General features: G+C 69.0%; 15 protein-coding genes and 1 tRNA gene. 10 read left to right on the top strand and 6 right to left on the bottom strand.

Annotated features, from left to right (window positions below; translation table 11 throughout):
• Positions 1-25 precede the first annotated feature (25 nt).
• Entirely contained in the window at positions 26-1,513 is a 1,488-nt protein-coding gene (putP, locus tag H5393_RS02405) for a sodium/proline symporter PutP (RefSeq protein ID WP_182765372.1), read from the top strand.
• Position 1,514: 1 nt separating this feature from the next.
• Here putP and deoD read toward each other — a convergent pair whose 3' ends face one another.
• Both deoD and H5393_RS02395 read right to left on the bottom strand, forming a co-directional pair.
• Entirely contained in the window at positions 1,515-2,225 is a 711-nt protein-coding gene (gene deoD / locus H5393_RS02400; RefSeq protein WP_182765371.1) for a purine-nucleoside phosphorylase, read from the bottom strand.
• An 87-nt stretch (positions 2,226-2,312) separates the two neighbouring features.
• Positions 2,313-2,397 (bottom strand) — tRNA-Tyr (locus H5393_RS02395).
• 125 nt (positions 2,398-2,522) lie between these two features.
• Between H5393_RS02395 and H5393_RS02390 the strand changes: the two genes are divergently transcribed.
• Both H5393_RS02390 and H5393_RS02385 read left to right on the top strand, forming a co-directional pair.
• The gene (locus tag H5393_RS02390; protein ID WP_182763824.1) at positions 2,523-3,014 is read left to right on the top strand and encodes a YajQ family cyclic di-GMP-binding protein; all 492 of its coding nucleotides are present in this window, start codon (positions 2,523-2,525) and stop codon (positions 3,012-3,014) included.
• Positions 3,015-3,031: 17 nt separating this feature from the next.
• A complete protein-coding gene (locus tag H5393_RS02385) occupies positions 3,032-3,913 on the top strand; it encodes an exodeoxyribonuclease III (RefSeq protein WP_182765370.1) in 882 nt (293 codons plus the stop codon).
• Here H5393_RS02385 and mptB read toward each other — a convergent pair.
• The 4 genes from mptB to H5393_RS02365 are packed head-to-tail and all read right to left on the bottom strand — an operon-like array spanning position 3,873 to position 6,504.
• The gene (gene mptB, locus H5393_RS02380) at positions 3,873-5,372 is read right to left on the bottom strand and encodes a polyprenol phosphomannose-dependent alpha 1,6 mannosyltransferase MptB (RefSeq protein ID WP_182765369.1); all 1,500 of its coding nucleotides are present in this window, start codon (positions 5,370-5,372) and stop codon (positions 3,873-3,875) included. The two genes, H5393_RS02385 and mptB, sit on opposite strands and share 41 nt — an antisense overlap.
• Positions 5,356-5,676, bottom strand: a complete 321-nt coding sequence (locus tag H5393_RS02375) for a 4Fe-4S binding protein (RefSeq protein WP_182765368.1) — start codon at positions 5,674-5,676, stop codon at positions 5,356-5,358. Before H5393_RS02375 ends, mptB begins: the two co-directional genes overlap by 17 nt.
• Positions 5,673-6,125, bottom strand: coding sequence for an NADH-quinone oxidoreductase subunit C (locus H5393_RS02370; RefSeq protein ID WP_182765367.1), 453 nt, complete (start codon positions 6,123-6,125; stop codon positions 5,673-5,675). The genes H5393_RS02375 and H5393_RS02370 overlap by 4 nt, the downstream gene beginning before the upstream one ends.
• A complete protein-coding gene (locus H5393_RS02365; protein WP_182765366.1) occupies positions 6,118-6,504 on the bottom strand; it encodes an NADH-quinone oxidoreductase subunit B in 387 nt (128 codons plus the stop codon). Before H5393_RS02365 ends, H5393_RS02370 begins: the two co-directional genes overlap by 8 nt.
• A 58-nt stretch (positions 6,505-6,562) precedes the next feature.
• Here H5393_RS02365 and H5393_RS02360 point away from each other — a divergent pair, with 58 nt between their 5' ends.
• The 7 genes from H5393_RS02360 (at position 6,563) to H5393_RS02330 (ending at position 19,154) form a co-directional block, all read left to right on the top strand.
• Positions 6,563-9,715 (top strand): DEAD/DEAH box helicase, encoded by a 3,153-nt coding sequence (locus tag H5393_RS02360; RefSeq protein WP_182765365.1) that lies wholly within the window; start codon positions 6,563-6,565, stop codon positions 9,713-9,715.
• A gap of 66 nt (positions 9,716-9,781) precedes the next feature.
• Complete coding sequence (locus tag H5393_RS02355) at positions 9,782-11,419, top strand: hypothetical protein (RefSeq protein WP_182765364.1); 1,638 nt, start codon at positions 9,782-9,784, stop codon at positions 11,417-11,419.
• 135 nt (positions 11,420-11,554) lie between these two features.
• Positions 11,555-13,429, top strand: a complete 1,875-nt coding sequence (locus tag H5393_RS02350; RefSeq protein ID WP_370585901.1) for a 2-oxoacid:acceptor oxidoreductase subunit alpha — start codon at positions 11,555-11,557, stop codon at positions 13,427-13,429.
• Positions 13,429-14,463 (top strand): 2-oxoacid:ferredoxin oxidoreductase subunit beta, encoded by a 1,035-nt coding sequence (locus H5393_RS02345; RefSeq protein ID WP_182765363.1) that lies wholly within the window; start codon positions 13,429-13,431, stop codon positions 14,461-14,463. Before H5393_RS02350 ends, H5393_RS02345 begins: the two co-directional genes overlap by 1 nt.
• A 29-nt stretch (positions 14,464-14,492) precedes the next feature.
• Complete coding sequence (locus H5393_RS02340; protein WP_182765362.1) at positions 14,493-15,692, top strand: hypothetical protein; 1,200 nt, start codon at positions 14,493-14,495, stop codon at positions 15,690-15,692.
• A 19-nt stretch (positions 15,693-15,711) separates the two neighbouring features.
• The gene (locus H5393_RS02335) at positions 15,712-17,661 is read left to right on the top strand and encodes a M13 family metallopeptidase (RefSeq protein WP_182765361.1); all 1,950 of its coding nucleotides are present in this window, start codon (positions 15,712-15,714) and stop codon (positions 17,659-17,661) included.
• Between the two features lie 212 nt (positions 17,662-17,873).
• The gene (locus H5393_RS02330; RefSeq protein WP_370585900.1) at positions 17,874-19,154 is read left to right on the top strand and encodes an ABC transporter substrate-binding protein; all 1,281 of its coding nucleotides are present in this window, start codon (positions 17,874-17,876) and stop codon (positions 19,152-19,154) included.
• Positions 19,155-19,203 lie beyond the last annotated feature (49 nt).

Genomic DNA, 19,203 nt, shown 5'->3' with positions numbered 1-19,203 from the left:
CACCCCTCCATTTAAGCTTCGGGCCATGATCTGGCAACTGACAGCGATGGCCCTGTACATGGCCGGCATGCTCTACATCGGGTACCGGGCGACCAAGCAGGTAGAGGACCTGGACGACTACATGCTGGGTGGCCGACGGCTGTCCCCGGCGGTGGCGGCCCTCTCGGCCGGAGCCTCGGACATGTCCGGCTGGCTGATGATGGGCCTGCCGGGCGCACTGTACGCCGCCGGTCTGTTCCAGGCCTGGATCGCGATCGGCCTCACGATCGGCGCGTGGCTGAACTGGCTGCTCGTCGCGCCGCGCCTGCGGAGCTACACAGAGATCGCCCGCAACTCGATCACCATCCCGTCGTTCTTCCAGCACCGCTTCCGCCACGACTCCCCGGTGATGCGCGTCGCCGCCAGCCTGATCATCCTGGTGTTCTTCACCTTCTACGTCTCCTCCGGCATGGTGGCCGGCGGCAAGTTCGTGGAGTCGACCTTCGACCAGCCCTATCTGCTGGGCATGCTGATCGTCTCCGGCGTGGTCATCACCTACACCCTGTTCGGCGGCTTCCTGGGCGCCACGTACACCGACGTCGTCCAGGGCATCCTGATGTTCGTCGCGCTCCTGGTGGTGCCGATCATCGGCCTCATCGCCGTGGGCGGCATCGACGAGGTGATGGCCGGTATCCGCGCCGTCGAGGCGCACGACGGGCTGCCGCGCCTCAGCCTCAGCGCGGGTGGCACGCTGATCGGCGGCATCTCCGCGGCGGCGTGGGGCCTGGGCTACTTCGGCCAGCCGCACATCATCGTGCGCTTCATGGCGATCCGCTCGGCCCGGGAGACCAGGGTGGCCCGCCGCATCGGCGTCACCTGGATGGCGCTCGGCCTCCTGGGCACCTGCGCCACCGCGCTGGTCGGCATCGCCTACTTCAACCAGCACCCCAACGAGTTCGTCTCCAGGGATCCCGAGCAGGTCTTCCTCGTCCTGTCCTCCGAGGTGTTCCACCCGTTCCTGGCGGGCCTCGTCCTGGCGGCAGTGCTGGCCGCCATCATGTCGACGCTGTCGTCGCAACTCGTGGTGTGCTCCTCTGCCGTCATCGAGGACCTCTACAAGCTGGTCACCAAGCGGACGATGACCAAGCGTCAAGAGGTCGTCGCGGGGCGCCTCGGCGTGCTGGCGGTCTCCGTCATCGCGCTGCTGCTGGCCATCAACGACGACAACCCGGCGGTGTTGCTGCTCGTCGCGTTCGCCTGGGCCGGGTTCGGGGCCAGCTTCGGCCCGACGATCATCCTGAGCCTGTTCTGGAGGCGCCTCACCTCGCAGGGCGCGCTCTGGGGCATGGTGAGCGGCGCCGTCGTCGCCTTCGTCTGGGGCCGGACGGAAACCCTCAGCAGCACTCTGTACGAGATCGTGCCCGGCTTCCTGGCGAATCTCCTGGTGGCGGTCGTGGTGTCGCTGCTGACGGCGCCCCCGGCGCCCGAGGTGGTCGATGAGTTCGAGGAGGCCGTCGCAGCGTCGAAGGCCTGACTCAGGCGCGCAGCGCCGCGACGGCGGCCTGCAGTGAGTCCGTGAACATGGTCTCGCGCTCTTCGGCCGTGAGGTCCCCCGAGCCGTCCTTGAGATGGTCCGACACGGTGAGCACGGCCAGCGCCTCCTTGCCGTGCGTCGCGGCGCAGGCGTACAGCCCGGCCGCCTCCATCTCGACGCCGAGGGTGCCCAGCTTGTCGAGCGCGGGGATGATGTCCATCCGCGAGGAGTAGAAGAAGTCGCTGGTGTAGACCGATCCGACGTGCACCGTCCGGCCGGCGCCCCGAGCCTGGTCCACCGCGCCGCGCAGCATGTCGTAGCTGGCGGCCAGCGATAGGCTCACGCCCGGCACGTCGATGGTGGCAACGCTCGAGTTGGTGTGGGCGGAGACCGCCACGATGACGTCCTTCACCTTCACCTTCGACGAGATGCCTCCGCAGGTGCCCACCCGGCAGATGCGCTCCACCCCGAACTGCGAGTACAGCTCATGGGCGTAGATCGAGAGCGAGGGCACACCCATGCCGGAGGCCATTGCTGTGACGGGCACGCCGTCGAACGTTCCGGTCCAGGCCCCGATGCCGCGCACGTCGGAGACCAGGCGGACGTCCTCCATGTGGTCGCGGGCGATCCGCTCGGCGCGCTTCGGGTCACCGGGCATGATCACCAGGGGGGCGATGTCGCCGGGTTCGCAGGCGATGTGGGGAGTGGCCATCGTGGGCACCTTTCTCAGTGGGGCTTGCGCATCACACACTAGATGCGACAACGCGAATAAGGCCCCGAATCAATCCGATTCGGGGCCTGGTGGCAAGTGTTGGATTCGAACCAACGTAGGCTACGCCGACGGTTTTACAGACCGCTCCCTTTGGCCGCTCGGGCAACTTGCCATTCACCGGTTGACCCGGCGACGCACAACTCTAGCAGTAGGAATCAGGCAGGTACAAAGCGCCTCCGGTGGAGTCCGTGCTGGCACAATGTGAGGACCCGATCACCGACCGAACCCAGGAGAACCATGGCTGCGGATAGCTCATTCGACGTCGTCAGCAAGGTGGACCGCCAGGAGGTGGACAACGCCCTCAACCAGGCGGCCAAGGAGGTTGGCCAGCGCTTCGACTTCAAGAACGTCGAGGCGAAGATCGCCTGGTCCGGCGAGGCCATCGAGATGGAGGCGAACTCAGAGGAACGGGTCAAGGCCATCCTCGACGTGTTCCAGACCAAGCTGCTGCGGCGCGGCGTCAGCCTCAAGGCGCTGGAGACCGGCGACCCCCGCGTCTCCGGCAAGCTGTGGAAGATCACCGCGACCACCCGCGAGGGCATCAAACAGGAGGACGCCAAGAAGGTCTCCAAGCTCATCCGGGACGAAGGCCCGCGCGGCGTCAAGACCCAGATCCAGGGCGAGGAACTGCGCGTCTCGTCCAAGAGTCGCGACGACCTGCAGGCCGTGCAGCAGCTGATCAAGGAAGCGGACTTCGACTTCGCCGTGCAGTTCGTCAACTACCGCTGAGGCTAAGCTTCGGCACCATGCGCATCGGTACCCACAACGTCAACGGCATCCGTGCGGCGCTCCGCCGCGGCTTCCGAACCTACTGGGACGGTGCCGGGGCCGACGTCATCGCGCTGCAGGAGGTGCGCTGCCGCGTCGGCGACCTCCCCTCGGACGCGTTCGCCGGCTACCACGTGACGCTGGACGCGGGGCAACTCGCCGGGCGCAACGGCGTGGCGGTGCTCACCCGGGAGAAGCCCGCCCACGTGCGGGCCCTCTCGGAGTCGGTTACCACAGTGGCCCCGGACGGCGAGCCGGAGGAGGTCGACGCGGAGCGGATCATCAGCCGCGATCTGGCGTCATTCGCCGGCGAGGGCCGCTACGTCGAGGTCGACCTGTCCGACGCCCCGCTGAGGGTGGCGTCGCTGTACCTCCCGAAGGGCTCCGCGTGGCCCTACGAGGAGGACGGCGAGGAGAAGTACCAGCGCAAGATGCGCTTCATGCGCGGGCTCGCCCGGGTGCTGACCACGTCGCGCCGCGAGGCGGCGGCGCAGGGCCGCGAGTTCCTGGTGATGGGCGACTTCAACATCGCCCACACGCGCCACGACCTGAAGACCTGGCGCACCAATCAGAAGTCCGAGGGCTTCCTCCCAGAGGAGCGCGAGTGGTTCGGTGCCCTACTGAGCCCGCGCAGCCTCGTCGACGTCGTGCGACGCCTGCACCCGGACACCGACGGCCCCTACAGCTGGTGGTCGTGGCGCGGCCAGTCCTGGACCACCGACGCCGGCTGGCGTATCGACTACCACCTGGCCTCCCCCGGGCTGGCCGCGCGGGCGACCCGGGCCTGGGTGGGCCGGGAGGCCACCTACGAGGAGCGGATCAGCGACCACTCTCCGGTGCTGGCTGACTACTCTCTGTGATGGGTTGGCGCAGCTCGTGGGTGTGCACCGCCCAGTAAGACGCCGCGAACAGGATCAGCACCATCATCCACAGCCCGTTGCGGATGCCGAAGTTCATCGCGTTGAACCCCAGCAGGATCACGGTGGCGACGATCGCCCAGCGCAGCGCCCGTGACGACGGCCGGGTCACCGGCAGCAGCACGGCTCCCCACAGCAGGTACCAGGAGTGGATGGCCGGGGCGCAGAAGGCGAACCACAGGAACGAATAGCTGATGAAGTGCAGTGGCCGCTTGCCCAGGTGCCGCCACGCGAACCAGCCGATGCCCGCCACGGCCGCCACGGCGCCGATGCCGCGGAACACCGTGATGACGGCGCGGCCGGTGGGGTCCAGGCCCGCCCAGGTCACCGGGTACTGCACGATGAAACCGGCGACGGTGAAGGGCGACACCGTGTCCACCATGCCGGGCACGTTGATGGCGTTGACCCAGCCGAAGCCGAGCCCCGACACCAGCGAGATGCCCGCGAAGACCGCCACTGAGATGGCGAGCGACGCCGTCGCCTTCAGGGCCGCCCACATCGTCGGCCGCCATCGCCACGACGCCCAGGGGTGCACCAGGAAGGGCAGCGCGACCGAGACGAGGAACGCGGGCTGCTTGATGGCCGCGGCGAGGCCCATGATGAGGGCGCCGAGCCACCAGTGTCGCCATTTCAGGGTGACCCAGATGCCCAGCAGCATCAGGCCTGTCATCTGGGAGTCGTTGTGCGCCCCGCCGATGAAGTCGATGACCAGGATCGGGTTGAGCACGGCGAACCAGCTGGCCATGGCGGGATCGACGCCCACCCGCTCCGCGATCCGGGGCACCATCAGGCCGATCAGCACCACGCCCACCAGCGCGGGGAGCCGCATCAGGACGGCCGAGAGGTACGGGTCGAAGGCCGCCACGTTGACGAGCCCGTGGCTCATCCACAGCGACAGCGGGCCGTACGGCGCGGTCGTGCCGCGCCACACCCACGCCACCTGGTCGGCGTAGTAGCCGGGCAGGATGCCGGGGCCGACGGCGTAGGGGTTCAACTGGTTGTGGAGCAGCCAGCCGTGGGCGGCGTAGGAGTAGGCGTCGTGGGAGAAGATCGGTGGGCCGAACAACAGCGGCAGAGACACGATGGCCAGCACCGCCCAGTGCCGCAGTTGCGGCTGCCCCATGGCCCGACGGCGGGCCGGCCGGAGCCTGAACCACGCCTCGAGCATCAGCATGAGGCCCAGCAGCGTGGCGATGGTGCCGAACCAGCGGGTGGTGGGCCCGTCGATGCGCCAGGCGCGCAGCACGTCCCAGATGGGCGAGGCCTGCGGGAGGTACGCGGGACTCAGCGAGCCGATGAGGATGCCGAGGCTGCCGAGGAAACCGAACCAGACGCCACGCGTGGCGGCGGCCTGCCTCAGATCTGACCACGCGCCCCGGGCAATGTCACCCGTGCGTCGCACCGGGGGCCAGTTGCTCACGGTGGTGCAGCAGGTCCACCAGGCGGTCTGCCGAAGGCACGTGCGCGCCGCCCCACACGAGCGCGTCGGTGGGGCACTGCTCGATGCACACGCCGCAGTACATGCACAGGGACCAGTCGATGGCGAAGGAGTCGAGCACGTTGTGCGTGCGTGGGCGGGCGCCGGGCGCGGGCAGCGTCTGCTCCTGGTGCGAGGTGAGCGTGATGCACCACGTGGGACACTCCCTGGCGCAGATCATGCAGGAGGTGCAGCGTTCCTCGATGAGGTCGATGGAGCCGTGGATCATCGGGCGCCCTCCACTCCGGGTGGCAACAGTTTGCGGCGGCCGGGCTCGGAGGAACCAGGCTCGACGGCGCCCGGCCAGGGCTTGGCCTGGCGCGGCGCGAGCAGGACGTCCTTGCGTAGGGGGGCGCCGCCCGCGTGATGGATCAGGGGGCGGTTGTCCCCGCCGTCGAAGGTGACGCCGAAGAAGTCATGCACCTGGCGCTGCAACCACGCGGCGCCGGGGAAGACCGCCGCCACGTCCGGCAGGTGCGCATCGTTGCGGGGGGTGCGCGTCACCAGGTCCGCGCGGTCGCGGGTGACCGGGTTCTCGAGCGTGAGGATGACCCGGATCTCGTCCGAGCGGCCCAGCTCGTCGACGGCGGTGAGGTTGATCAGCAGGCTGAACCCGGCGCGGCGGGCGGCCGCCGTCTCGTCGGCCCACTCCTGCGCCGGGATCTGGTACTCAGCCACGGAGGCCAGCCAGATACTCGTCGAGCGCGGACGGCGGCGGTGGGCAGCCGGCGATGAAGTGGTCCACGGGGACCAGCTCCTCGCCGCCCTTCACGACGGCGTACGAATCCCAGTAGGGCCCACCGACGCAGGCGCAGGCGCCGAACGCGACCACCGTGGCGCCCGGCACCTGGTCGAGCGCGAGACGGATGGCCGGGACCATCGGCGCGGTGATCGTGCCGGACAGAGTGACCACGATCCTGGCCCCGTCGGGGATGGCCGCGATGTCGACGACGGGGCGCGAACCGGCCGCTGACTGCGATTCCAGCGCGCAACAGGCAAGCGGGACGTCGACGACGAAGATGTCGCCGTCGCCGAACCAGTCGCGTGCCATGAGCATGCCGAGAGTCTAGTGCGATACGGCACAGTCGGCTCGGGCGGCTAGACTCGCCCGAGCAATGACGACGACCTACCCGGACTGGGTCCCGCGACTGACCGACGCGGACCTCACTCTTCACTTCGGCGCACCGACGGTGGCGCGCGGGGCGCACTATGCCAACCTGGGGCGGGTCTCCAACATCCAGACGGCCGGCGTGCTGGCCACGGCGCAGGTGCGCGGCAGTAACTTCCGGCAGTACCAGACGAGCGTCGCGCTCAACCGCGGCGTGCTCACCGCCACGTGCAGCTGCCCCATGCGGGCGAACTGCAAACACGCGGTGGCCCTCATCCTCAGCATGCGCACACCGGCGCTCACCCGCCCACAGGTGTCCTGGCGGGCGCTCCTGCAACCGCTGATGGACCAGCCCACGGTGGCGGACGGCTCACCGATGGCGCTGGTCTTCAGCGAAGACGGCGCGGAACTGGGCATCGCCCCCGCCCGGTTGGGCGCGCGCGGCAACTGGGTCCGCTCCGGTGTCGGCTGGGCCGAGATCATCAGGGACCCAGGAAACCTGGAACCGTCCCACCTCCAGGCTGTCCGGGCCGTCCTCGAATCACGCGACCTGTCCAGGGGCGGCGGCAACTGGGTGCCGCAGGTGCTCGCGTTCAACGACCTCAACCCGGGCGTCTGGGAGGCCCTGCGCCGCGCCTCCGCCGTCGGCATAGAGTTCATCCCGGGTGCGGCGGCCTCGGGCCGCACGATGGCCCCACCGGTGGTCTCGGCCCAGCCCTTCGAGCCCACGCTGCTGCTGCGCCGCGACGACGGCGGCCTGAGGTTGGTCCCGGCCGTGCACGACGGCGAGGACACCGTCGAGGTGACCGGCCGGGCGCTGCTGGGTCGCCCGGCGCACGGCGTGTCGTTCCCGCGCGAGGGCGAGTTGGTCCTGGGCGCGCTGTCGCGCCCGCTGGACCAGTCGGAGCAGCGGGTGTTCGCGCACGGCTCCATCACCGTTCCCGAAGCGGAGGAGGCGGCGTTCTCCGCCGGCTTCCTGCCGCAGTTGCGCCGCCGGCTCCGGGTGAAGCTCGCCGACGACGTGCAACTCCCGGAGCCTGAACCGCCGAAACTGCTCCTCCGTGCCGAGTTCTCCCCGGACGCTGCCACCCTGCAGTGGGGGTTCCGCTACCGCATCGGCACCACCGTCGTCGACGTGCCGCTGCATGCCCGCGCGTCGGAACCCCACCCCCGCGACTACGCGGCCGAGGCGAAGCTGCTGCCCCTGGCGGCGAGCCCCTGGTTGCAGCCGCTCTCCCAGCGGCGCCCTGAACCCACCACCCTCACCGGGCGACCGCTGATCGGGTTCGTCAGCGACACCCTCCCGGACCTGCAGGCGCACCCGGCTGTCGAAGTGGAGTCCACGGGCAGCGCCCGCACCTACCGTGAGGCTGACGACCAACCGGACATCGAGCTCAACGTCACCGAGTCGGAGCGGGGCGACTGGTTCGATCTGGGCGTCAACGTCACCGTCGGCGGCGAATCCGTGCCGCTGGCCGAACTGCTGGCAGCCCTCACGGCCGGCGACGACCATCTCGTCCTCGATTCGGGTATCTGGTTCTCGCTGGACGTGCCGGAGCTGGTCCAGCTCCGCGAGCTCCTCGACGAGGCGAGGCTGCTCGTCGAGCACGACGGCGACACCATCCGCCTGCGGCCCGAACACGCCGGCCTCTGGGATGAGCTGGTCTCGCTCGGCGTCGTCGCAGAGCAGTCCGCCGCGTGGCGGCAGTCGGTGCAGGGCCTGCTGGACCCGGAATCGCTTCCCCCCGTGGACCTCCCGAGGGGCCTCGACGCGGAGCTGCGCCCCTACCAGGACACCGGTTTCCGCTGGCTCACGTTCCTGTGGCAGACGCGGCTGGGCGGCATCCTCGCCGACGAGATGGGTCTGGGCAAGACCCTCCAGTCGCTCGCCTTCCTGCAGTCGGTGCGCGAGCGGGGAGAGCTGACGCATCCCGCGCTCGTCGTGGCCCCCACCTCCGTGATCGGCACCTGGGTGGCGGAGGCGGAGCGGTTCGCCCCCGGCCTCACAGTCGTGGCCATCACGGAGACCCACGCCCGACGTGGCACCCAGCTGTCGGAGGCCATCGAGGGGGCAGACCTCGTCGTGACCTCCTACACACTGCTGCGGCTCGAGGAGGAGGCCTACCGGGACCTGGAGTGGTCTGCGGTCCTGCTCGACGAGGCTCAGTTCGTGAAGAACCACACGTCGAAGGCGTACAAGGCCGTCCGCCGGCTCCGGGCCCGCCTGAAGGTGGCCCTCACCGGCACGCCGCTGGAGAACAACCTGATGGACCTGTGGTCGCTGCTGTCGATCGCCGCCCCCGGGCTGTTCCCGGACCCGAAGGCGTTCACCATCGCCTACCGCAAGCCCATCGAGAACGGGAACCGCGACACCCTGGCCCGGCTCCACCGCCGGACGCGCCCGCTGATCCTGCGGCGCACCAAGGCCGCCGTCGCGGAGGAACTGCCGGACAAGCAGGAGCAGTTGGTGCCGGTGCAGCTCGCGCCGGCCCACCGACGGATCTACGACAAGCACCTGGCCCGCGAACGACAGAAGATCCTCGGCCTGGTGGGAGACCTGCAGCGCAACCGCATCACCATCCTGCGCTCGCTCACCATGCTGCGCCAGCTGAGCCTCTCGCCCGTCCTGGTCGACGGCGACTACCCGGCCGTCTCCGCCAAGATCGACGCCCTGCTCGACTTGCTCGACGAGGCCCTCTCCGGGGGTCACCGGGCCTTGGTCTTCTCGCAGTTCACCGGGTTCCTGGGGTTGGTGCGAGAGAGGCTCGACGCCGAGAAGATCAGCTACGAGTACCTCGACGGCAGCACCCGCAACCGGGCGGAGCGGATCTCCGCCTTCCGCGGCGGTGAAGCCTCCCTGTTCCTGATCAGCCTGAAGGCCGGCGGCTTCGGCCTCACGCTGACGGAGGCGGACTACGTCTTCATCCTGGACCCGTGGTGGAACCCCGCCGCGGAGGCGCAGGCCATCGACCGGACGCACCGCATCGGGCAGGACAAGCCCGTCAACGTCTACCGGCTCGTCGCGGAGGGCACCATCGAGGAGAAGGTGGTGGCGCTGCAGGAACGCAAGCGCGCCCTGTTCGACGACGTGGTGGGCTCCGGTTCGGACACCGCGGCCCCCATGAGCGCGGCAGACATCCTGGGGCTGATTCAAGACTGACAAGGCTTTGGGTTAGGCTCCGTGATCGGGGAAAGACGCCGCGAGAGCCCTGGGGAGAAGAACCTGATGAACCGCCTGAAGACCGTCATGCTGGTCACGCTCATGGCAGTGGGCGGCGTGCTGCTCCCCACCGTCACGGAGGCCCCCGAAGCGGCCGCGCTCGATGTGTACACCACGCCCGGCACCCACACGCTCAACGGCCGCCAGTGGAAGACGACGTGTGCCGCGTACTCCCCGACGATCGACCGCTGCCGCACGGAGATCTTCGCCACGCAGATCACCCGCGACGCGGCGGGGCGCTTCAGCCAGGCCAACGGCTGGGCGTTCAACAACCTCACCTACAAGCCCGTCGCACACAAGCTGTGGGGCGCCAACCCGCTGGCCAACCCCGGCGAGTGGACGGAAGGCGGCCGCAGGTGGCGCACCGAGTGCGGCACCGCGGCCACCGGCAAGGACGGCTGCCGCAGCTACATCCACGGCACCGCCTACACCTCCGTGGGCGGCCGGATCGAGGCCGTCAACCAGTGGATGTTCAACAACATCGTCCGCGTCACGCCGGGCTCGATGAAGGTGGGCCTGGAGGCGGACCCGATCCAGAAGGCGCCGGCCTTCCTGCTCGGCCGGCGGTTCTTCTCGCTGGGCACGATCATCACCAACCCCACCGAGGCCGGCCAGGCGCGCGGCACCGGCCGCCTCAGCCAGGTCGAGCTGGACCCCGCGGGCAAGGTGGGCACGTTCCGGGAGAGCCACTGGTCGTTCACCTGGGATATGGCGCGCGAGTCGGACTACGGCGCCTTCCGCACCTCCATCGCCAACCGCCCCATCGGCTGCACGGTGAGCGCCCCGGACAACGCGGACCGCGCCCGCATGGGGCTGCCCGCCTTGTCCGCCGGCACCTGCGACGTGCGCGCCGCACGTTCCTTCAGCGCCAAGCCCACCGTGCGCTACGGCACCTACGACCACTCGGGCGGCAACCGCCTCCGGCTGTTCTGGAACAACTCGTTCACCACGGAGACCTACCTCGACGTCACCGCCCCCGGCGCCGCCCACAGTGAGCTGCGCCTCGCCTCGCACACCCACCCGGGCAGCGTCGACGCGCTGGGCTTCATGTTCGGCTCGACGAAGGCGCCGGCTGCCGGCCGCTCCATGGTCCCGGAGACCCAGAAGCAGCCGCCGTGGCTGCCGCCGCGCTCGGTCAATCCGGCCGTCGTGTCACAAGCGCTCTTCCCGAGCCCTGCCGGGGGCGCCGACAAGACCCTCTGGGTGCAGAACCTGGCCACCCCTACCCTTCTCCCGGTGCGGCAGTCCTTCCAGTTCCGCGATTACCAGGACGCCGGGCGCGGCTGCATCGTGACGAAGCCGGAATTCCGGGGTCGGGTGTCGCCGTCCGGCTGGCACTCCTACTTCTGCCCCCTGGCCGACAACGGCAAGCTGGTCTGGCACCACATGGCCGCGTCGCTCGTGGCGGAAGGTCACGGCCTCTGCGGCATCGGAGACTGGAGCAAGTGCGCCGCCGCCAGCCCCCAGACCGTCCGGTACGGGCTCCCCGCACGGGCCGGCGGCCACGTCTACGCCGGGCTGCAGCTGATCGACGACAACAACGAGCTGGCCGCGATCGTCGGCCTGGAGACGAGCATGTACAACCACAAGGCCAGTTCGCAGTCGGCCATGGCACTGTTCGCCGCCGTGTCCCCTAACAGCTGAACGGGGATTCTCCCGAGCGATCGGGACTAATCGGGTGCCGCCCGGTGTTATGCGCTGAGGGACCCGCGAAACACCGGGTCTAAACTCTGACCGGAGACGATTCGTCTCCAGCGACACGACAAGAGGGAACAAACAGTGGCAGACCAGCTCTCGCTCGACCGGGTGGTCATCCGTTTCGCCGGTGACTCCGGCGACGGCATGCAGCTCACCGGAGACCGGTTCACGGCCGAAACGGCCGCGTTCGGCAACGACATCGCGACACTGCCCAACTTCCCGGCGGAGATCCGCGCGCCACAGGGCACGCTGCACGGGGTGTCCAGCTTCCAGCTGCACTTCGCCAACTTCGACATCGTCACCCCGGGTGACCGGCCGGACGTGCTCGTCGCGATGAATCCTGCGGCCTTGAAGGCGAACCTGAAGGACCTGCCCAAGGGCGGCGTCATCATCGTCGACACGGCAGACTTCACGCCCCGCAACCTCAAGAAGATCGGGTGGCAGACCAACCCGCTCGAGGACGGCAGCCTCACCAACTACTCCGTGCACTCGCTGGACCTCACCGGCCTGGCCACCGGCGCCGTCGAGGGATTCGGGCTGACCCGCAAGGACGCCTCGCGCACCAAGAACATGTTCGCCCTGGGCCTGCTGAGCTGGCTCTACTCGCGCCCCGTCGACGGCACCCTCCGGTTCCTCAGCGAGAAGTTCGCCTCCAAACCGGACATCCGCGACGCCAACATCGCGGCCTTCAAGGCCGGTCACGCCTACGGCGAGACCACGGAGGCGTTCGAGGTCAACTACACCATCGCCCCCGCACCGGTCCCCGCCGGCCGCTACCGCCAGGTGTCGGGCAACTTGGCCACGGCCTACGGCCTCATCACGGGTGCCCACAAGGCCGGCCTGCAGCTCTTCCTCGGGTCCTACCCCATCACCCCCGCGTCGGACATCCTGCACGAACTGTCACGCCGCAAGGACCTGGGCGTCATGACCTTCCAGGCGGAGGACGAGATCGCCGCCGTCGGCGCCGCGCTGGGCGCGTCGTTCGCCGGCTCCCTGGGCGTCACCACGACCTCGGGCCCCGGCATGGCGCTGAAGGCCGAGACCATCGGCCTGGCGGTGATGACCGAACTCCCGCTCGTCGTCGTCAACGTGCAGCGCTCCGGCCCGTCCACGGGCATGCCCACCAAGACCGAGCAGGCGGACCTGCTGCAGGCGATGTACGGCCGCAACGGCGAGTCGCCGCTGCCCGTGCTGGCCGCAAAGTCCTCGACGGACTGCTTCGACACGGCGCTGGAGGCCTGCCGTATCGCGGTGAAGTACCGCACACCGGTCATCATGCTGTCCGACGGGTACCTCGCCAACGGCGCGGAACCCTGGAGGCTGCCGGACCTCAGCGAGATCGAGCCCATCGAACCGGGCTTCGCGACCGAACTCAACGGCACCGACGCCTCGGGCAAGGATGCGTTCCTGCCCTACGCGCGTGATCCCGAAACCCTCGCCCGCGCGTGGGCCGTGCCGGGCACCCCCGGCCTGGAGCACCGCATCGGCGGCCTCGAGAAGTCCGAGGGCACGGGCAACATCTCCTACGACCCGGACAACCACGAGGCCATGACGCTGACGCGCCGGGCGAAGTTGCGGGGCATCGCCCGCGACATCCCGGACCTCGTCGTCGACGACCCCACCGGCGACGCCCGCGTGCTCGTGCTGGGCTGGGGTTCGACCTACGGCCCCATCACCGCGGCCGCGCGCCGCGTCCGCCTCTCCGGCCGCAAGGTCGCGCTCGCCCACCTGCGTCACCTCAACCCCATGCCGGACAACCTGGGCGACATCCTGCACCGCTACGACAAGGTCGTGGTGCCCGAGATGAACCTCGGTCAACTCGCCGTCGTGTTGCAGGCCCGGTATGCCAAGGCCATCACCCGTTACTCGCGCGTCCGCGGGCTCCCGATCTCGCTCACCGAGCTCGAAGTCGACCTGTGCGCGGAGATCGACGCCACCACCAAGGAGGACAACTGATGTCGGGTCTCGTCGGAGTTCCGCTGAGCGTCGAACCGCTCAGCAAGAAGGACTTCACCTCCGATCAGGAGGTGCGCTGGTGCCCCGGCTGTGGCGACTACGCCGTGCTGTCGACCTTCCAGTCCATGATGGCCACGCTCGGCATCAAGCGGGAGAACACCGTCATCATCTCGGGCATCGGCTGTTCGTCGCGGTTCCCGTACTACGTGGACTCCTACGGCATGCACTCCATCCACGGGCGCGCGCCGGCCATCGCAACGGGCGTGGCCATGACGCGGCCGGATCTCAACGTCTGGGTCGTGACGGGAGACGGTGACGCCCTCTCCATCGGCGGCAACCACCTGATCCACACGCTGCGCCGCAACGTGAACCTCACCATCCTGCTGTTCAACAACCGGATCTACGGCCTCACCAAGGGCCAGTACTCCCCCACCTCGGAGATCGGCAAGCTCACCAAGTCGACGCCGTACGGCTCGGTGGACACGCCGTTCAACCCCGTCACGCTCGCGCTCGGCGCCGAGGCGACCTTCGTGGCCCGCACCATCGATTCGGACCGCGCGCACCTGTCCGAGGTGCTGACGGCGGCGGCCAACCACCGCGGCACGTCGCTGGTGGAGATCTACCAGAACTGCCCCATCTTCAACGACGACGCCTTCTCCACGTTGAAGGGCCCGGACGGTCTGCTGATCAAGCTGGTGCACGGCGAGCCCATCACGTTCGGCAACGGGGAACTGGCGGTTGCCCGGGGAGTCGACGGCGACCTCAAGGTGGTCCGCACCGCGGAGGTGGACCAGGCCAGCATCGTCGTGCACGACGAGACGCGCCAGGACCCCACGCTGGCGTTCGCACTGTCGCGCCTCACGGAACCGGGCGTGCTCCGGCAGGCCCCCATCGGCATCTTCAGGCGCGTTGAGCGCCCCAGTTATGATGACCTCGTCCGGGACCAGATCGGTACCGCCAAGGCCGAAGACACCGAGGCAGCGCTGGCCGCGATACTCGCCGGGCCAGATACCTGGGAGGCAGAGACGCGATGACAGACCGGCAGCCGGGTTGGCATCAGCCGATGCCTCCCGACGGCCCCACGTCACCCACGACGCCCACCCGCCCCATGACCGGCGACGAGGCGCCGCCCCCCGCTCCGGACACGTTCGACGCCGTCGGCATGCAGTCCGTGCTCACCCGCGCCCGGAACCACAGCCGCTTCGTCGCGCCTCCCTCTGGGGACGCCGCGGTCCGGCGACCCTTCCCCGTGCGGGCGTTCGTGGGGGGTATGGCGCTGATCCTCGCCGTGGGTGTACTCACCGGTTTCCTCTACGTGAACCACTTCAGGCCGGTGGCCGATGATCCTGACACGATCGTCTCCCTGCCCAGCCCGACGGCGAGCATCTCGGAGGTCACGGCACAGACGCCGCAGGAGATCGTCTCGGAGTATTTCGAGGCACTCTCCACCGGCGACCTCGGCCGCGCGCTGGCGATGGGCGACACCGGCGGCAACGGCTCGCAGGCGCTGCTGAACGCGGACGTCTACGCCCGCTCCCGCGAACTGAGCCCCATCACCGATGTCGAGATCCTGTCGGACAGCCTGACGGCCACCGACATCCCGGTGCGCTACCTCATCGCGGGCCAGCCGTTCGAGACCACCATCTCGCTCAACCTGCTGGACAACGGCAGGTACCGCTTGGCGCAGACCACGGTCACTGCAGAGTTCGTGCTCGCCGGCGGCCAGAACCTCCCGGTGCTGGTCAACGATCAGCGGATCGACCCGTCGCTCACCTACGAGGTGGTGCCCGGCACCTACGAGGTCTCCACTGGGCTGCCCTTCCTCGATTTCACCGAGACCAGCGTGCTGCAGGTGGCCTCCCCGTCCCGGGCCGACGCCGTGAAGGTCAACATCACGCCCGAGCTCACAGAGGCGGGCCGGGACGCGCTGATCGGGGCCGCCAGGGCCTCCCTCAACGCCTGCTTCAGCACTCCGAGCATCGCTCCGGCCGGGTGTCCCAACCAGGCGGAAGCAGCCGGTGGCGCGACGGTCTCCTCTGCGAGATGGCGCCTGACCAACAACCCCTGGTCCGATGTTTCCCCCACCCTGGTGGCAGACGACCAGAGCGTGGCCCTGATCCGGCTGCGGCTGGCCACCGCGCTCGACATCACCTACAGCAACGGGTCCGCCTCGCACCCCACACCGACGATCTCCGCCGACGTGCGCGCCTCCATGCTGGGCCGCGATCCGTCGGCCATCGAGGTGACCTGGAGCACCGGATAGCGACGGTAGGGTGGCCGCCATGACCCCTGCGATCGACTTCGAACATTCCGACCCCGCCGTGCGTCCACAGGACGATCTCTTCCGCCATGTCAACGGAACCTGGCTGCGGACGGCCACCATCGAGCCTGACCAGTCCTCGGCCGGCGGTTTCGTGGACCTGCGCAACGCCGCAGAACTGGACGTGCGCGCGATCGTGGAGGAGCAGCAGCAGAGCGACCCCACCAGCGACGAGGGCCGCATCGCCGCGCTCTACGCCTCCTCCATGGACACGGACCGCATCGAGGCGCTCGGCATCGAGCCGGTGCGCCCCATCCTGGACACGATCGACGCGATCGACTCGCCCGTCGCCCTGGCCCGGCACCTCGGCTGGTCGCTGCGCCATGGGTTGAGCCCCTTGGTGCACCTCTACGAGGAATCAGACCCGGGAGACCCCAGCCGCTACGCCGTGTTCGCCTCCCAGGGTGGCCTGGGGCTGCCCGACGAGGCCTACTACCGCCTGGAGGAGCACGGCGAGATCCGGGAGAAGTACCTGGCGCACCTGACGCGGGTCTTCGAACTGGCCGGCTTCGAGCTGCCCGAGCAGCAGGCCCAGGCCGTCCTCGCCGTCGAGACCGAGATCGCGTCACACCACTGGGACAGGGTCCGGTGCCGCGACCTGCGGGCGATGTACAACCCCACGTCGCTGGAGGACGTCATCTCCGCCACGCCGGGGTTCGACTGGGACGCGTTCCTCGAAGGCGCCGAGATCCCCCGCGGGAAGCTGGCTGAACTGATCGTCAGCCAGCCGTCGTTCCTCGAGGGGGTGGCCCCGGTGCTGGTGTCGGCACCCCTCGACACGTGGCGGTCGTGGGCACGGTGGAAGGCCCTTTCGGGGCTGTCGGCCTACCTGTCCGAGGACTTCGTCGAGGCCCGCTTCGACTTCTACGAGAAGACGCTGGCGGGCAACGAGGAGCAGCGCCCCCGCTGGAAGCGCGGCCTCGCCCTGGTGGAGGGCGTGCTCGGTGAAGCCGTCGGCCGCCTCTACGTGGAGCGCCACTTCAAGCCCGAGGCGAAGGCCGCCATGGACGAGCTCGTGGGCAACCTGATGAGGGCCTACGCGAACTCCATCACGAAGCTGACCTGGATGACCGAGGAGACGCGGGCCGAGGCGCTGCGCAAACTCAGCAAGTTCACTCCCAAGATCGGTTACCCGGTGAAGTGGCGCGACTACTCGGCGCTGCCGGTCACCGCCGACGACCTGGTCGCCAACGTGCTCGCCGCCAACTCCTTCGAGCTGGACTACACCCTCGAGCGCATCGGTGGGCCGGTGGACCGCGACGAGTGGCAGATGTTCCCGCAGACGGTCAACGCCTACTACCACCCGCTCCGCAACGAGATCGTGTTCCCGGCCGCAATCCTGCAGCCGCCCTTCTTCAACGCGGACGCGGACGACGCGGTCAACTACGGCGCCATCGGCGCGGTCATCGGCCACGAGATCGGGCACGGCTTCGACGACAAGGGCAGCACCTGCGACGGCGACGGCCGCCTGCGTGACTGGTGGCAGCCCGCAGACCGGGAGGCCTTCGAGGCGCTCGCCGAGCGGCTGATCGGTCAGTATGAGGGCCTCATCCCGGAAGGCATCGAGGGCGCCGGCGTCAACGGCAGGCTCACCGTCGGGGAGAACATCGGCGACCTCGGCGGCCTGGGTATCGCCTACGACGCCTGGCTGCTGGCCGGCGGCGACCCCCATGGCGAGGCGGTCGACGGCCTGACCCCGGCCCAGCGCTTCTTCACCGGCTGGGCGCAGGCCTGGCGCGGCAAGCGGCGCCCCGAAGCCATGAAGGTCCTGTTGGCGACGGACCCGCACTCCCCCAACGAGTTCCGCTGCAATCAGATCGTGCGCAACCTCGACGCCTTCTACGGCGCCTTCGAGGTCAGCGACGACGACGCTCTCTGGCTCGCCCCTGAGGACCGCGTCACCATCTGGTGATCTCGGAAGAGGGGGCTGGAGCGCTGATCATGGCGCTCCAGCCCTTTTTACGTTTCCCCTTGTCAATGCCATTTCACGCAACGTGAGATCGCTCTCATGTCTCGATTTGATAACAGAACCTCGCTTCAGCTTGACGTACGTCGCGCGAACGATGACAGTTGCTCCATGAGAGCGCTCCCACGGAGCGCACGGACATTGACGAAGGAGTCATAGTGAAGAAGCGTTCCATCGCTCTGGTCAGTGCGCTGGCCATCGGGCTCACCGCCTGTTCCGCCAGCGCGGAGCCTGCCGACAACGAGACCGGAGCCAGCAGCGACGAGCAGATCACCCTGCGCGTGGCCACGTTCAACGAATTCGGCTACGAGGATCTCTTCCAGGACTACATGGATGAGCACCCCAACGTGAAGATCGAGCACAAGAAGGCCGCCACCACCGATGAGGCCCGCGACAACCTCAACACCCGCCTGGCCGCCGGCTCCGGCCTCTCCGACATCGAAGCCGTCGAGGTCGACTGGCTGCCCGAACTGATGCAGTACGCCGATAAGTTCGTCGATCTCAAGAACGACGACGTCGAGGGCCGCTGGCTCGACTGGAAGGAAGCCTCCGCCACCACCGCCGACGGCCAGCTGATCGGCTACGGCACCGACATCGGCCCCGAGGCCGTGTGCTACCGCTCGGACCTCTTCGAGGCCGCCGGCCTGCCGTCGGACCGTGAAGCCGTCGCCGACCTCCTCGAGGGCGACTGGGACACCTACTTCAACGTCGGCAAGGACTTCGTCGCCAAGTCCGACGCCGCCTGGTACGACTCCTCCGACGCCACCTTCCAGGGCATGGTCAACCAGGTCGCCACCCCCTTCGAGAACGAGGACGGCACGCCCATCCCGCTGGGCGAGAACACCGAGATCAAGGCCATCTACGACCAGATCATGCAGGCCAAGGCCGACGACCTCTCCGCCGGGTACGCCCAGTGGAGTGAGGACTGGACCGCGGCCTTCCAGAACGACGGCTTCGCCACGATGCTGTGCCCCGGCTGGATGATGGGCGTCATCGAGGGCAACGCGGCCGGCGTGACCGGCTGGGACGTGGCTGACGTGTTCCCCGGCGGCGGCGGCAACTGGGGCGGCTCGTTCCTGACCGTTCCCGAGCAGTCGGCCAACCCCGAGGCCGCCCGCGAGCTCGCGGCGTGGCTGACGGCCCCCGAGCAGCAGATCAAGGCTTTCATGTCGAAGGGCACCTTCCCCTCGCAGGTCGACGCCCTGGACAGTGAAGAGCTCCTCGGCCAGACCAACGAGTTCTTCAACGGCGCCCCCACCGGCGAGATCCTCGCCAACCGTGCGGCCGCCGTCGAAGTCACCCCCTTCAAGGGACCGAACTACTTCTCGATCCGCGCCACCGTCACCGATGCGCTGAACCGCGTCGAGTCCGGCACCGACGACGCGGCGTCGTCGTGGGACAAGGCCATCGAAGCCTACGAGGCCCTCGGCCTCAACTGATCCCCCGACTGGGTGGGCCCGGCGCTCCGCCGGGCCCACCACACACCCA

The organism is Tessaracoccus sp. MC1756 (assembly GCF_014164735.1).
GTDB lineage: Bacteria > Actinomycetota > Actinomycetes > Propionibacteriales > Propionibacteriaceae > Arachnia.
This window is presented reverse-complemented; position numbering and strand designations above follow the sequence as displayed.